Source organism: Acrocarpospora phusangensis (assembly GCF_016862995.1).
Classification (GTDB): Bacteria; Actinomycetota; Actinomycetes; order Streptosporangiales; family Streptosporangiaceae; genus Acrocarpospora; species Acrocarpospora phusangensis.
This window is the reverse complement of record NZ_BOOA01000017.1, coordinates 1-14,758: the sequence shown is the minus strand read 5'-3', so window position 1 is coordinate 14,758 and position 14,758 is coordinate 1. Positions and strand designations below refer to the sequence as shown.

At 72.2% G+C, this 14,758-nt stretch carries 12 protein-coding genes; 10 read left to right on the top strand and 2 right to left on the bottom strand.

Annotation, left to right across the window (positions count from 1 at the left end; all coding sequences use genetic code 11):
- The first annotated feature begins 61 nt into the window (after window positions 1–61).
- The 7 genes from Aph01nite_RS12610 to Aph01nite_RS12580 all read left to right on the top strand — a co-directional run bounded on the left by Aph01nite_RS12610 (window position 62) and on the right by Aph01nite_RS12580 (window position 8,480).
- Complete coding sequence (locus Aph01nite_RS12610; protein WP_204041022.1) at window positions 62–1,039, top strand: LacI family DNA-binding transcriptional regulator; 978 nt, start codon at window positions 62–64, stop codon at window positions 1,037–1,039.
- On the top strand, window positions 1,036–1,992 hold the full coding sequence (locus Aph01nite_RS12605) for an aldose epimerase family protein (RefSeq protein ID WP_204041021.1): 957 nt from the start codon (window positions 1,036–1,038) through the stop codon (window positions 1,990–1,992). Before Aph01nite_RS12610 ends, Aph01nite_RS12605 begins: the two co-directional genes overlap by 4 nt.
- Before the next feature lie 69 nt (window positions 1,993–2,061).
- Window positions 2,062–2,868, top strand: coding sequence for a 5-dehydro-4-deoxy-D-glucuronate isomerase (gene kduI / locus Aph01nite_RS12600; RefSeq protein ID WP_204041020.1), 807 nt, complete (start codon window positions 2,062–2,064; stop codon window positions 2,866–2,868).
- On the top strand, window positions 2,865–3,617 hold the full coding sequence (gene kduD, locus Aph01nite_RS12595; protein ID WP_204041019.1) for a 2-dehydro-3-deoxy-D-gluconate 5-dehydrogenase KduD: 753 nt from the start codon (window positions 2,865–2,867) through the stop codon (window positions 3,615–3,617). The genes kduI and kduD overlap by 4 nt, the downstream gene beginning before the upstream one ends.
- Before the next feature lie 52 nt (window positions 3,618–3,669).
- Window positions 3,670–6,978, top strand: a complete 3,309-nt coding sequence (locus Aph01nite_RS12590) for an ATP-binding protein (protein WP_204041018.1) — start codon at window positions 3,670–3,672, stop codon at window positions 6,976–6,978.
- Window positions 6,979–7,012: 34 nt separating this feature from the next.
- Window positions 7,013–7,669 (top strand): hemerythrin domain-containing protein, encoded by a 657-nt coding sequence (locus Aph01nite_RS12585; protein WP_204041017.1) that lies wholly within the window; start codon window positions 7,013–7,015, stop codon window positions 7,667–7,669.
- Window positions 7,670–7,718: 49 nt separating this feature from the next.
- Window positions 7,719–8,480, top strand: coding sequence for an IclR family transcriptional regulator (locus Aph01nite_RS12580; RefSeq protein ID WP_204041016.1), 762 nt, complete (start codon window positions 7,719–7,721; stop codon window positions 8,478–8,480).
- Between the two features lie 257 nt (window positions 8,481–8,737).
- Here the strand turns inward: Aph01nite_RS12580 and Aph01nite_RS12575 are convergent, their stop codons facing one another.
- A complete protein-coding gene (locus tag Aph01nite_RS12575) occupies window positions 8,738–9,667 on the bottom strand; it encodes a sugar kinase (protein WP_204041015.1) in 930 nt (309 codons plus the stop codon).
- A gap of 62 nt (window positions 9,668–9,729) precedes the next feature.
- Here Aph01nite_RS12575 and Aph01nite_RS12570 point away from each other — a divergent pair, with 62 nt between their 5' ends.
- Window positions 9,730–9,915, top strand: a complete 186-nt coding sequence (locus Aph01nite_RS12570) for a tautomerase family protein (protein WP_204041014.1) — start codon at window positions 9,730–9,732, stop codon at window positions 9,913–9,915.
- 87 nt (window positions 9,916–10,002) lie between these two features.
- Here Aph01nite_RS12570 and Aph01nite_RS12565 read toward each other — a convergent pair whose 3' ends face one another.
- Window positions 10,003–11,493: a sodium:solute symporter family protein gene (locus Aph01nite_RS12565; RefSeq protein ID WP_204041013.1), complete on the bottom strand. Its 1,491-nt coding sequence runs from the start codon at window positions 11,491–11,493 to the stop codon at window positions 10,003–10,005.
- A 293-nt stretch (window positions 11,494–11,786) separates the two neighbouring features.
- Between Aph01nite_RS12565 and Aph01nite_RS12560 the strand changes: the two genes are divergently transcribed.
- Window positions 11,787–13,223: a pectate lyase family protein gene (locus tag Aph01nite_RS12560; RefSeq protein WP_239161624.1), complete on the top strand. Its 1,437-nt coding sequence runs from the start codon at window positions 11,787–11,789 to the stop codon at window positions 13,221–13,223.
- A 104-nt stretch (window positions 13,224–13,327) separates the two neighbouring features.
- Window positions 13,328–14,758 (top strand): DNA translocase FtsK 4TM domain-containing protein (locus Aph01nite_RS12555; protein ID WP_204041012.1); only part of this gene is annotated, 1,431 nt, incomplete at its 3' end.

The following is a 14,758-nucleotide window of genomic DNA, read 5'->3' as shown; positions in this document are numbered from 1 at the left end:
CGCTTGACACAAATGCAACCGCTTGCAGTAATCTGCGCTCAAAGCGGTGGAAAGGGGTTCCGTGGCAGCGACGATCCGCGACGTGGCACAGGCGTCCGGGGTACACGTCTCGACCGTCTCCCGTACGTTCTCGGCTCCCCACCTGGTCAATCCGGAGACCCGGAACCGGGTGCTGGCCATCGCGGAGGATCTCGGCTACCGCCCCAACCGGGCGGCCCGCGCGCTGACCACCGGGCGCACGCACAACCTCGGGCTGATCGTCGCCGACATCGCCAACCCGTTCTTCCCGCCGCTCATCAAGGCCGCCCAGGCGCACGCCCGGCTCCGCGACTACCACGTCTTCGTCGCCGACACCGACGAGGACCCGCAGGTCGAGGAGGAGCTGATCCAGACCCTGACCAAGCAGGTGGACGGGGTGCTGCTGTGCAGCCCGCGACTGTCCAACCGGGCCATCGAGAAGCTCAGCGAGGACGTGCCGTTCGTCGTGGTCAACCGGCGGCTGCGCGGCATGTCCACCGTGCTCATGGACGTGGGGCACGGCGCCAGGCTGGCCATCGAGCACCTCACCGCCCTCGGCCACCGCAGGATCGCGCTGCTGGCCGGTCCGGCCGGGTCCTGGACCAGCCGGGAGATGTCGGACGCGGCCCGCGCCGCGGACGGCATCGAGCTGACCGTCATCGGCCCCAACTCGCCCACCGAGCACGGCGGCATCGCCGCGGCGGAGGCCGTGCTGGCCGCCGACGTGACCGCGGTGCTCGCCTACAACGACCTGATGGCCATCGGCCTGGTGGAGGGGCTGGACGAGCGCGGCGTCGAGGTGCCGGGCCGGATCAGCGTGGTCGGCGTGGACGACATCGTGCCGGGCCGGCTGACCCGGCCCAAACTCACCACGGTGGCCATGCCGACCGAGGCCGCCGGCCGGACCGCCGTGGATCTGCTGCTCCAGCTCGTCGGCGCGGGCGAGACGGCCACCCCCGCGCTCGCCACCCTGGCCACCCATCTGATCATCCGCGATTCGACGGGACCGGTGCCTTCATGAAGTCTGAACATTTCGGCGTCACGCCCGAGGGCGAGAGCGTCGAGCGGTACACGCTCGCCTCCGGCGGCCTCACCGCGCGCGTGCTCACCTACGGCTGCGTGATCCAGTCGCTGGAGGTGGCCGGGCGGGACGTCGTGCTCGGCTGCGAGACCCTGGCCGACTACCGCACCCGGAGCCGTTACTTCGGCGCCGTCGTCGGCCGGTACGGCAACCGCATCGCGAACGGCCGCTTCGAGCTGGACGGGAAGCCGTACGAGCTGGCGCAGAACAACGGGACCGCGCACCTGCACGGCGGCCTGCGGGGGTTCGACAAGCGGGTCTGGCTCGCCGAACCGGACGGGGACGCGCGGCTGCGGCTCGGCTACGTCAGCCCCGACGGCGAGGAGGGATACCCGGGCACGCTGCGCGTCTCGGTCACCTACACGCTGGGGGAGGGCGGGCTGGGGATCGTGTACTCGGCGTTCACGGACGCGCCGACCGTGCTGAACCTGACGAACCACTCGTACTTCAACCTGGCGGGCTCGGGGGACGTGCTCGACCACGTGGTCATGATCGACGCGGACGGGTACACGCCGGTGGACGAGCACAAGATCCCCACGGGGATCGCGCCGGTGGCGGGCACGCCGTTCGACTTCCGCGCACCCCGGCGGGTGGGGGACCGGCTCCGGGGCGCGTACGACCACAACTACGTGCTCAACCCCGGGGACGGCGTGAAGGCCAGGGTCGAGCACGAGGACCTGACGCTTGAGGTGGCCACCACGCAGCCGGGCGTGCAGTTCTACACCGGGGGCATGCTCACCCGCGAGATCACCCCGTTCGGGCCGCACGCGGGCCTCTGCCTGGAGACCCAGCACTTCCCCGACTCGCCGAACCGGCCGGACTTCCCGTCCACCGTGCTCCGCCCCGGCGAGGAGTTCACCTCCCGGACGGACTACCGCTTCCGCTCCAGGTGAGCTTTCTTTATGCTCACTTGTGTTCCATGTAGCAATTAGATGTTCTGTGTAGTGGAATACGGAGCCCGAATGGACATCAGGTACGCCACCGCGCCCGACCAGATCCCCGGCATGAGCACCGACCGGCTGCGGGACCGCTTCCTGGCCGGAGACCTGTTCGCCGAGGGCGAGGTGCGGCTGCTCTACTCCCACGAGGACCGCCTGGTCCTCGGCGGCGCGGTGCCAGGCCCGGAGCCGCTGCCGCTGCCCTGCCCGGAACCCCTCGGCTCCGCGTACTTCCTGGAACGCCGCGAACTGGGCGTGGTCAACGTCGGCGGCCCCGGCGTGGTGACCGTGGACGGCACGCCGTACCCGCTGGCGGGCAAGGAGTGCCTGTACGTCGGCAGGGGAGCGGTCGAGATCACCTTCGCCGGCGGCGCGTTCTACCTGGTGTCCACCACCGCGCACACGACCTTCCCCACCGCCAAGTCCGCCGACCCCGAACCCGTGCGGCTGGGCGGCCGGGAGGGCGCCAACGAGCGCGTGATCTACAAGCACATCCACGCCAAGGGGGTGCGCAGCTGCCAGCTGGTGCTGGGGGTGACCGTGCTCGCGCCCGGGAGCATGTGGAACACGATGCCCTGCCACACCCACCGGCGGCGCACCGAGGCGTACCTGTACTTCGACCTCGAACCCGGGCACCGCGTCGTGCACCTGATGGGGGAGCCCGCCGAGACCCGCAACCTGATCGTCGCCGACCGGCAGGCGGTGATCTCGCCGCCCTGGTCGGTGCACTGCGGGTTCGGCACCCGGAGCTACTCCTTCGTGTGGGCGATGGGCGGGGAGAACCAGGCGTACGAGGACATGGACCTGGTGCCGATCGGCGGCCTGCGGTGACGCTCTTCTCCCTGGCCGGCCGGACCGCGCTGGTCACCGGCGCCAGGACCGGCATCGGCAGGGCCGTCGCCGTCGGGCTCGCCCGCGCCGGCGCCGACCTGGTCCTGCACGGCCACCGCGACGACCTGGACGAGGTCGAGGCCGACGTGGTGGCCCTCGGCCGCAAGGCCGACCGCTGGGTGCTCGACCTCGCGCTGCCCGCCGCCATCGCGCCCGCCGCCGCCGAGCTGCTGCGCTTCCGGCAGGTGGACGTGCTGGTCAACAACGCCGGGATCATCCGCAGGGCGCCCGCCGCCCAGCACTCCTACCGGGACTGGCGGGACGTGCTCGACGTCAACCTGGACGCGGTCTTCCTGCTCAGCCAGGCGTTCGGGGCGCCCATGGTGTCCCGCGGCACCGGGAAGATCATCATGCTGGCCTCGATGCTCTCCTTCCAGGGCGGGGTGACCGTGCCCGGGTACACGGCCGCCAAGCACGCGGTGGCCGGGCTGACCAGGGCGCTGGCCTGCGAGTGGGCGGGGGCGGGCGTACAGGTCAACGCGATCGCGCCCGGCTACGTCGCCACCGGCAACACCGCCGCCCTGCGGGCCGACACCGAGCGGGAGGCCGCGATCCGGGCCAGGATCCCGGCCGGCCGGTGGGGCGCGCCGGACGACCTGGAGGGCGCGGCGGTCTTCCTGGCCGCCCGCGCGTCGGACTACGTCAACGGCCACGTGCTGGCCGTGGACGGCGGCTGGCTGGCCCGCTAGGGAGATCATCCGCGGCGGGTGGACAATGCGATGATCGTGGCACAATCCCCCCATGCAGGCGATGTTCCGCGTTCTCGGTCCTTTCACGGTGTCCGTCAACGGAGACCCGAGTGATGTCGGCGGCCCGCGGCCACGCCTGCTGCTGGCCCGCCTGCTCATCGCGCGCGGCGCGACCGTCTCCGTCGACGCGCTGCTCGACGACCTCTACGACGGCGAGCCCCCGGCGCGTGCGCTGGGAACGCTCCACAGCTACATCTCCAACCTGCGCCGCCTCCTCGAACCCGGGCGCGCGCCGCGCACCCCCTCGACCCTGCTGATCAACAGGCCGCCGGGGTACGCGCTGGGGCCGCACTGGCTGGACGCCGACGAGTTCGACCGGCTGTCCGGGCAGGGGCGGTACGACGCGGCCCTGGAGCTGTGGCGGGGCACGCCGTACGAGGAGTTCGCCGACGTGCCCTGGCTGCGGCCGGAGATCGAACGCCTGGAGCAGGCCCGCCTGGCCGTGCGCGAGCAGCGGCTGGCGAGTATGGAGCCGTCGCCCGGCATGCTCGCCGAGCTGACCGCGCTGGCCCACGCGAACCCGCTGCGGGAGAGCCTGTGGCAGGCCCTGGCCCGCGCCCTGTACCGGCTCGGCCGCCAGGCCGACGCGCTCGACGCCCTGCGCGCGGCCCGGCGCCATCTGGCCGAGGAGCTCGGGCTGGACCCGGGGCCGGGCATCCAGCGGCTGGAGGCGATGATCCTGGAGCAGGATCCCGCGCTGGGCGGCGCCGTCCTCGTCGCAGCGGCGGAACCCCGGCCGGCGGCCCGGCTGACCGTCGGGCGGGCCGCCCAGCTCGACCGGCTGACCGAGGTCGCCGCGGACGTCAGCGCCGGCGTCACCCGCATGGTGGTCGTCTCCGGCGAGCCGGGCATCGGGAAGACCTGGCTCGCGGGGGAGTTCGCGCGCGGGCGGGAGGCCGCCGGCTGGCAGGTGGCCTGGGGCCACTGCCATGAGATGTCGGGCGCGCCGCCGCTCTGGCCGTGGCGGCAGATCGCCCGGGAGCTGGCCGCGCGCACGCCACCGGGCCCGGCGGAGGCGGACGCCCTCAGGCCCCTCACCGACGACCACGACGACCAGGGCGACCGGATCGGCCGTGACCATCGGGAGGATCCGGATGAGCGCGTCGGCGAACACCCTGGCGCCGGCCTTCGTGAGGGCGTCGGCGTTCGTGAGGGCGTCGGCCTTCGCGACGGCGTGGGCCGTCGCGAAGACGGGGAGGCCAGGTTCAGGCTGCATCGGGCGGTGGCCGCCTACCTGGCCGCGGTGTCGGCCGCCCGGCCCCTGCTGCTCGTCCTCGACGACCTGCAGTGGGCGGACGCGGCCTCCCTCGGGCTCCTCGCCGACCTGGCCAAACTGCAGCGGGGGCGGGTCGCCGTGGTCATCACCGTACGCTCGGGGGAGGGCCCGCCCGCCATGTACGACGCGCTCGGCATGGTGGGGCGCAGCCAGGCGTTACGCCTGCCGCTGGCCGGACTGGACGCCGCCTCGGTCGCCGAACTCTCGGGCCTCGATCCCGAACGGGCCACCGCGCTGGCCGAGCGCACCGGCGGCAACCCGCTGTTCATCCGGGAAACCCTGCGCCTGGCCGAGGACCAAGGGCTGGCCCGGGCGCTCGGCACGGTGCCGGAAGGGCTCGCGGACGTGTTGCGGCAGCGGATCAGGCGGCTGCCCGAGGCGTACCGCGCCGTGCTGGAGGCCGCCGCCGTGGCGGGCGGCGCGGCGGACCCGCTGCTGCTGGCCGAGACGCTCGCCGAGGACGGGACGCGGCTGGTGGCGGAGGCCGTGGCGGCGGCTCAGGCCACCCGGCTGCTCGGCGACGACCACGAGTTCACCCACGACCTGATCAGGGAGACCTGCTACGCCGACCTGCCGCCCGGCCGCCGGGCCGAGCTGCACCTGGCGGTGCTGCGCGGGCTGGAGCGCCGCCCGGCCGCCGACCTGATGGCGATGGCCGCGCACGCCCTGGCCGCCGGGCCCTCCGGCGCGGCGCAGGCCGTCGACCTGTGCGCGGCGGCGGCCCGGCAGGCCGCGAACCGGTACGCCCACGACGACGCGGTCCTGTGGTGGCGGCGGGCGGCCGACACGCACGGCCGCCTGCCCGGCGCGGATCCGGCGCGGCACGTGGAGCTGCTGCTCGGCCTGGTCCGCGCCCAGCTCGACGCCGGTGACGGCTTCGGCGCGCGGGCCACCCGCAACGAGGCGGTGCTGGCCGCCGACAGGACCGGCGGCGACGCCTTGGCCGCGAGCGCCCTGACCAGCCTCGACGCCCCCGGCCTGTGGAAGTTCTACACCTACGGGGACCGGGAGGTGCAGGCGGTCGAGCGGATCGAGAGCGTGCTCGGCCGGCTGCCGGAAGGCGACTCCGAGCTGCGCTGCCGCCTGCTCGGCTGCCTCGGCATGGAGCTCTACGACGGCTCCGCCGACCCGCGCGGCGACACCGCCACGGCCGAGGCGCTGGCGATCGCCCGCCGCCTGGTCGCGGCGGGCGCGGACCGGCGGCTGCTCGCCGTCACGCTCAACGCCCGCTACCTGGGCGTCCAGCTGGCCGAGCGGATCCCCGAACTCGACGCCATCGGCGACGAGCTGGCGGCGCTGGGGCTGCCCGGCTTCGAACTACTCGGCCTGCTGATCCAGGAGCGCACCCGGCTGGAGCTGTACGACGCGCGCGGCGCGGACCAGGCGGCCCACCAGGCGGGCAGGCTCGTCGAGCGGCTCGATCTGCCCTGGCCCCGGTTCCAGCACCTCATCTACTCGGGCGCCCGGCGGCTGGTCGAGGGCGACCGGGCGGGCGCCGAGGAGCGGTACACGGCCGCGGCCGAGGCGGGCGAGCGGCTCAACCTCTGGCACACCGAGGCGTCCCTGGCCGCCGCGCTCATCGCCACGAACCTCCACCACGGCGAGCCCGTCCTGGACGACGAGCTGATCGCGCGGTTCTCGCCGTTCCCGGCCCACCGGCAGGTCATCCAGGCCGTGTCGGCGTCCTTCACCGGTGATCGGGAGACGCTGGCGGCGATCCGCCGCGAAGGCTGGCAGCCGGTGCCGCGGGACTTCACCGAGCTGCCCACGCTCTGCCTGGGCGCGCTGGCCAGGCAGGCGACCGGTGACGTGGCCGGGACCCGGGACATGTACCGGCGGCTGCTGCCGTACGAGGACCGGCTGGCGATCGGCGCGGGGACTTTCCCGGCCGGGCCGGTCGGCTACTTTCTCGGCCTGGTCGCGGAGGACGCCGAGGCCCGCCGCGCGCACTTCGACGCGGCCGCGGCACGCTGTGAGCGGGCGGGTCTGACCTGGTGGGCTGAGCGCATCACAAGTGTTCGTTGAGCCGGGCCGAAGTGCGCGGAGCCATCGTCGTCGCATGACGACGAACACCGAAGACACCGCCGGGAACACCACCGGGAACACCACCGGCCCCGACCTCACTCTCTTCCTGGCCTTCCACCGCGGGCTCCGCCGCGACTTCGGCCGCCTCGCCGACGCGCTCGACCGCTGCCCGCCCGGGGACGCGAGCCGCCGCGCGCTCATCGACGAGCACACCGCCATGCAGCTGCGGGCGCTGCACCACCACCACACCGACGAGGACGTCAACATCTGGCCCAGGCTCCGCGCCCTGGCGCCCGGGGCCGCCGGCGTGCTGGACCAGCTGGAGGCGGAGCACCAGGAGATGGACGCCGTGATCGAACGCCTCGGCATCCCGCGGCGCCCGGGCCCGGACCAGGCCCGCGACCTGCGCCGGCTGCACGATCTGCTCAACGCGCACCTCGACCTGGAGGAGTCCCGCGCGGTGCCGCTGATCCGGGCGCACCTGTCCGCGCAGTGGTGGGAGGAGCTCGGCAAGGAGGTCGTCAAGAGCCACGGACGCGACCTGCCCATGGTCGCCGCGTGGGCTCTGGACGCCGCCAGCGAGGAGCAGCGGGCCCACCTCCTCGCCACCGTGCCGCTGATGCTGCGGGTGCTCTACCGGCTGGCGTGGCGCCGGGCGTACGAGCGGCGGGCCGCGCAGGTCTTCGGCTGAGGTCGCGCGGCGTGTCGCGGCTCAGCGGCACTAGTAGGCTCGGGGCGTGGTGAGGGAAGGCAGTTCCATCGACAAGGCGCTCGCGGTTCTCGAGGCGATCGCCGAGCATCACCGGATCACCGACATCGCGGCGGCCACCGGGGTGTCCAAGTCGACCGTGCACCGCATCCTGCAGTCGCTGGTGGAGTGGGGGTTCGCCAGGACCGACGGGAACGGCGGCTACGAGCCGGGGCCGCGCATCCTCACCCTCGCCGGGCGGGTGATGAGCCGGTTCGACCCGGCCCGCCAGGCCGCGGGAGCGCTCCGGGCACTGCACGAGCGGACGGGGTTCACCACGCACTTCGCCATCCGCAGCGGGGACGAGGCCGTCTACGTGGAGAAGCTGGAGGGGCGGCGGCCGTACCAGATGCCGTCCCGGGTGGGCATGAGCCTGCGGCTCTACTGCACCGCGATCGGCAAGGCCGTGCTCGCCCAGCTCGACGACGACGAGGTCCGCGCCATCTGCGCCCGCACCGAGCTGGTACGGCTCACGCCCAACACCATCACCGGCGAGGAGGAGCTGCTCGCCCACCTGAGCCGGGTCAGAGCCCTCGGCTACGCGGTCGACGACGAGGAGAACGTCCCCGGCATCCGCTGCGTCGGCGCCGCCGTCTTCGACCACACCGGCCAGGTACTCGGCGGCATCTCCATCTCCACCCTCGCCATGGACCTCGAACGCGACGCCCTCCGCGACCTCGCCCCCGAAATCGTCTCCGCCGCCCGCGAAGTCTCCCTCGCCCTCGGCGCCCCCACCACCCTCACGCTGCGCTGAGGGTTACTCGCCGCTATCCGGCGCCGTCTACGCAGGCGACGCCTCTCGCCGTCCCGGCGCCAAGGCCTTGGGCGCGCCCACTACCTTCACCTTTCGCTGAGGGTTGGCGTTGTCCGGTTCCGTCTATGCAGGTGATGCTTCTTGCCTTCCCGGTGCCCAGTTGTCAAGGAGTAGGTCGGCCTACTGGCGCCGGTGCGGCGAGGACCGGCCGACCGCGTTGACGGCGCCGGATAACGGCGGGAGGTGACGGCCTTGGTTCAGGCGCCGGTGACGGTTCCGGCGAGGAGGGTTTGGATTTCGGGGGTGGTGGCTACGCGGCCGGTGCCGCCCTGGCCGGCCAGGGAGATGGAGGCGGCGGCGGTGCCGGCGCGTACGGCGTCGAGGAGGGGGGCGTCGCGGGAGAGCCAGGCGGCGAGGGCGCCGGTGAAGTTGTCGCCCGCGCCGGTCTGGTCGACGATCATGGGGGCCGGGGCGGCGGGGATGAGGTCGGTGGAGTCGCCGGTGTCCAGGAGGACGCCGCGCGCGCCGAGGGTGACGGCCACGGCGGGGGCGCCGAGGCGGCGGACGCGGCGGGCGGTCTCGGCCGGGTCGGCGGTGCCCAGCAGGGGGAGGCTGTCGCCGGGGGCGGAGATCTTCAGCAGGGCGGTGTGCGGGGCGACGGCCGCGAGGGTGGACATCGCGGCTTCTGGGCCGGTCAGCCGGGAGCGGTAGTTGGGGTCGTACACGACCAGGCCGGTGGCGGCGCGGGCGGCGGCGCGGACGGCGGTGTCGCAGCTGCCGGAGAGCGCGGCGGTGATGCCGCTGAGCACCAGGACGCGGCAGGAGGCGGCCGGGGAGCCGGCCAGGTCGGCGGGGGAGAGGCGGGAGGCGGCGCTGCCCTGGCGCATGTAGGCGAAGGCGCGGGTGCCGCTGGGGTCGGCGCCGACGGCGTACGCGCCGGTGGAGCCTGGGCCGGGCAGCATCCAGCGGGTGTCCACGCCGCGGGAGCCGGCGAACCTGATCAGCCGCGCGCCGAACTCGTCCTCGCCGAGCAGGGTGACCAGCGCGGTCCTGGCCCCGGCGGCGGCCGCCGCCACCGCCACGTTGAGCGCGTCGCCGGAGAACGACAGCCGGAAGGTCTCCGCCTCGGTCAGTGCCCGGTCCGCCGAGAACTCGACCAGCGGTTCGCCCATCACGACGACGTCCATGCTCACCTTGTTTCATGTAGCGGAATGTGGTGTTATGTTACGCAACGTCTGAGGAGGATTCTATGCCGAACATCACCGTGGAGCTTCTGTCCGGCCGGACGATGGACCAGCGCCGGGACTTCGTGGCGGCCGTCACCGAGGCCGCCGTGGACATTCTGAAGGCCCGCCAGGAGGCCGTGCGCATCGTGTTCTGGGAGATCGAGAAGGCAGACGTGGCCAACGGCGGCACCTTGGAGTCCGACAGATAGGCAGGGCGAATGGACAGGGCGTTCTCTCTGCTCTAACACGAAAGCCCGGAGAAACGCGAAGAACCCCCGCCGGAGCGGGGGTTCTTCTCATGCGCGGGCCGGTTGCTCCGCCGGATCGGAGTCCAGCGAATCGATCAGCTCGTCCCGGTCCCGGGTGTTCTCCGGCCGGAGCAGGCCCACCGCCACGTACAGCACCAGCGAGGTGACCAGCGGCACGCCCACCACCGTCGCCTGGTCGGTGGACCCCACGATCCACTTGACGTACGCCCAGACGCTCAGCCCCGCCGCCCAGGACACGATCGCCGCCGTCGGGCCGCTGCGCCGGAACCAGGGCAGCATGCCCAGCATCAGCGGGATGGAGATCGGCCCCATGGTCGCCGCCACCAGATCGACGACGATCTTGAGCACCACCCCCTGGCCCTCGGTGGAGATCGCGATCACCATGCTGACCAGCACGAACGAGAACGTGGTCACCCGGGCGAAGGTCAGTTGCGCGCGGTCGGTCAGCTGCCGTACCCGGCGGACCAGGACGGGCGCGATGTCCCGGGTGATGACCGAGGAGATCACGTTGGCGTCCGAGGACACCATGGCCATCGTGTGCGAGAAGAACCCGGCCAGCACGAGCCCGATGACGCCCTGCGGGAGCAGGGTCTGCGCCAGCCGTACGTAGGCCTCCTCGGGGTTGGCCAGGCCCGGCACGATGAGCGGCGCGGCGAACATCGGGATGAACAGGATGAGCGGCCAGACCAGCCAGAGGCCGCTGGACAGCAGGGCGGAGCGCTTGGCCGCGCTGCCGGAGGGGGCGGCCATGTAGCGCTGCGCCAGGTTCCACATGCCGCCGTTGTACTCGAAGGTCTTGATGAACAGCAGCGCCAGGAAGAACGTCCCGGTGTACGGCCCCGCGAACGGATCGCCGTGCCCGTCCGGCAGTCGCTCCCACATCGTCCAGAGCGTGGACACCCCGCCCAGGTGCGCCAGCACGGCCAGGAACATCGCGATGCCCGCCACGCCCTGGATGACGAACTGCCCGAAGTCGGTGAGCACGTCGGCCCAGAGCCCGCCCGCCGTGATGTAGACCATGGTCACCGCGCCGGTGATCAGGATGCCCCACCCGATCGGGATGCCGGCGAAGCCCCGGAGCAGGATCGCGATGGCCACCCACTTGGCGGCGATGTCGACCACCTTCAGCAGCGCGCCGCTGTAGGCGAGCACCTGCTGGGCCGGCAGGTTGTAGCGCCGGGCCAGGTACTCCAGCGGTGAGGCGACCCCGTGTTTGGCGCGCAGCCGGTTCCAGCGCGCCGCCCAGACGAACGCGCCGATGCCGACGCCGATGCCGATGGTGAGCGCCCACCAGACGTACATGGCGAGCCCGTAGGTGTAGGCCACCGCCGCGAAGGCGACGAACATGATCGCGCTGTAGCCGGACATGTGGTGCGAGATTCCGGCCAGCCACCAGGGGATCTTCCCGCGCGCGGTGAAGAAGTCGATGACGGTGGCGATGCGCCCCTTGGACCAGACGCCGATTCCGATCATCACGATGAAGTACGCGGCCAGGACGGACCAATCGAGAACGGACATTTGTGACTCCTCCTTGTGCTGAGGAGGTTTCACTACACAGAATGGTGTGTCAATACATAGAACGAGCCAACCTGAAACTTTCACGATGAACCCGCTGTTCGCGCATTTCGCAGAGATCTCCAGGCCTAATCTGTTCCACTACATGGAACGCCGCGCTTATGTTGCGGTACCACTCCGGTATCGCCCGAAGAAGGGAGGTCGTCGCACTCCCACCGGATGTCCCACGAAGTGTCCCGGCCACCTGACCTGTCCGGGGCGTTGCTCGCAGACCAACACTCCGAAGGGAACTGAACGTGTTACGCAGAAGTCTCTCCATCGCGCTCGGCGTGGCGCTCGCGGCGGCCGTCGCCGTCGTGGCCCAGGGCACGGCCTCCGCCGCGCCCTCGCCGGGCACGTACACGCTGGTCAACGCCAACAGCGGCCAGTGCCTCGACGTGCCGGGCGGCAACACCGCCGACGGCGTGCAGCTGGTGCAGTACACCTGCAACAACGGGACCCCCCAGCGGTTCGGCCTGACCGCGCAGGGCAGCGGCTACCGGCTCACCGCCGCCGTCAGCGGCCGGTGCCTCGGCGTCGTCGACGCGTCCACCTCCGCGGGCAAGGCCGTGGTGCAGCAGTCCTGCACCGGCGCCACCTCGCAGACCTGGACGCTCACCCAGGTCGGCTCCACCTACCGGGTGATCAACGTCAACAGCGCCAAGTGCCTGAACGTCATCGACAGCTCCACCGCGCTCAGCGCGCGGGTGCAGCAGAACTCCTGCGACTCGGTGACCAGCAAGCACTGGACCTTCAACCTGGTCGGCTCGACCCAGCCCAGCCCGAGCAACCCGCCGGCCAGCCCCAGCCCCACGCCCAGCAACCCGCCGACCCAGCCGCAGACCGGCCTGGTCGGCTGGGCCACCCAGGGCGGCGGCACCACCGGCGGCGGCACCGCGTCCGCCACCACCGTGACCAGCTCCTCCGCGCTGAGCAGCGCCGTCTCCGGCACCACCGCCCGGGTGGTACGGATCTCCGGCACGATCTCCTGCTCGGGCATGATCACCGTGGGCTCCAACAAGACGATCCTCGGCAACTCCGGCGCCACCATCGCCGGCTGCGGCCTGAACGTCTCCAACGCCGCCAACGTGATCATCCGTAACATCAACTTCCGGGACTGGAACGACGACGCCATCAACGTCCAGTACTCCACCCGGGTGTGGATCGACCACAACTCGCTCAGCAACGGCTACGACGGCGCCATCGACATCAAGCGGGCCAGCGACTACGTGACCGTGTCGTGGAACCGGATCTTCAACCACGACAAGTCCATGCTGCTCGGCCACGACGACGGCAACGGCTCCGAGGACCGCGGCCACCTGCGCGTGACCTACCACCACAACTGGTTCGACGGCACCGGCCAGCGCCACCCGCGGGTGCGCTTCGGCAACCCGGTGCACGTGTACAACAACTACTACGGCAGCGTGGACTCCTACGGCGTGGCCTCCACCGAGGGCGCGGGCGTGCTCGTCGAGGGCAACTACTTCGAGAACACCGACGACCCGTACCACCTGGGCGAGGGCGACTCCGGGCCGGGCACGCTGGTGGCGCGGAACAACCACTTCGTGAACTCCGGGAGCGGGCAGGCCGGGGGCAGCGTGGCCTCCATTCCGTACTCGTACTCGCTGGACACCGCGAGCAACGTGAAGTCGATCGTGACCGGCGGCGCGGGCGCCGGGCGGATCAGCGTCTGATCGATCCGTGAAGCGCCGGTCCCCTCGCCGGGGCCGGCGCTTCCTCGCGCCGGGACGGCGAGCCTAAATGACGGACGCGGTGGCTGCGCTCTACGTTGGTCATCATGGCCACCCGTGCGTCTGGAAGCGGATCCGGTAAGCGCCCTGCCCAGCGCTCCGGGTCTCGTCCGGCTGCCGCCAAGCGGACGCCGCCGCCCGCGCAGAAGCGGCGCGCGCCCGCGCGTCCGGCTCCGCGCAGGCCCGCGCCGGCGCCGAAGCGGCCGGTGGGCACCGGGCAGGATCCGGTCAGCTGGGTCTTCATGATGATCGGCAAGCTGGTCATCGGGCTCTGGCAGCTGGTCGCCAACGCCATGGGCAGCGCCGTACGGGCGCTGGGACAGGGGGCGAAGGAGTTGGACCCCGCACACCGGCGCGACGGAGCCGGGCTCGCCGTGCTGGCCGGATCGATCACGCTGGCGGCGATGACCTGGCGCGAGAACAAGGGCGAGTTCGCCACCGTGGTGGACGCCATCGTGCACGGCGCGGTCGGGTCCCTGGCCTGGTCGGTGCCGGTGCTGCTGGCGCTGCTGTCCTGGCGGTTCCTGCGGCATCCCGACCAGAACGCCGAGACCGGGCGCATGGTCATCGGGTGGGCCGCGCTGCTGGCGGGCATCCTCGGGATCGTGCACGTGGCGCACGACACGCCGTACCCGTCCGGGGGGCCGGCCGACGGGATGGACAAGGTGTCGCAGGCGGGCGGCATGCTCGGGTTCGTGGTGTCCGCGCCGCCGGCCAGCATCCTGCCGTCGTTCGTGACCGTCCCGCTGCTGCTCATGCTCTCCGGGTTCGGCGTGCTGGTGATCACGGCGACGCCGGTGCACCGGGTGCCGGAGCGGCTGGCGGAGATCAGGCACATGCTCTTCCAGCGGCCCGAGGGCGGTGCCGCGCCGTCGGCCGCGCCGCCGCGCAAGCGCAAGCGGGCCAGACCCGAGCCCGAGGTGGGCGACCGGGTCAAGCCGTACGACACTCCGGTGATCAAGGACAATTCGCCGGAGATCATGCCGGGGTTCGAACCGGAACCCGAGCCCGAGCCCGAGTCGGTGGCGGCGGCCCCGGAGCCCCCGCTGGTGGCGCCGGAGCCGACGCCCGCGCCGCGCAAGGTCGAGCAGCTGGTGCTGTCGCCGCAGGCGGGGCCGTACACGCTGCCGGACGCGCAGGCGCTGCGGCCGGGCAGCGCGCCGAAGGCGGAGACCAAGGCCAACAAGGTCGTGGTGAACGCGCTGACCAGCGTGCTGGAGCAGTTCGCCATCGACGCCCAGGTGATCGGCTTCACCCGGGGCCCGACGGTCACCCGCTACGAGATCGAGCTGGGCCCGTCGGTGAAGGTGGAGAAGGTCACCGCCCTCGCCAAGAACATCGCCTACGCCGTCAAATCCGCCGACGTCCGGATCCTGTCTCCGATTCCCGGGAAATCCGCCATCGGGGTGGAGATCCCGAACACCGACAAGGACCTGGTCTCGCTCGGGGACGTGCTGCGCTCGCAGGTCGCCCAGGCC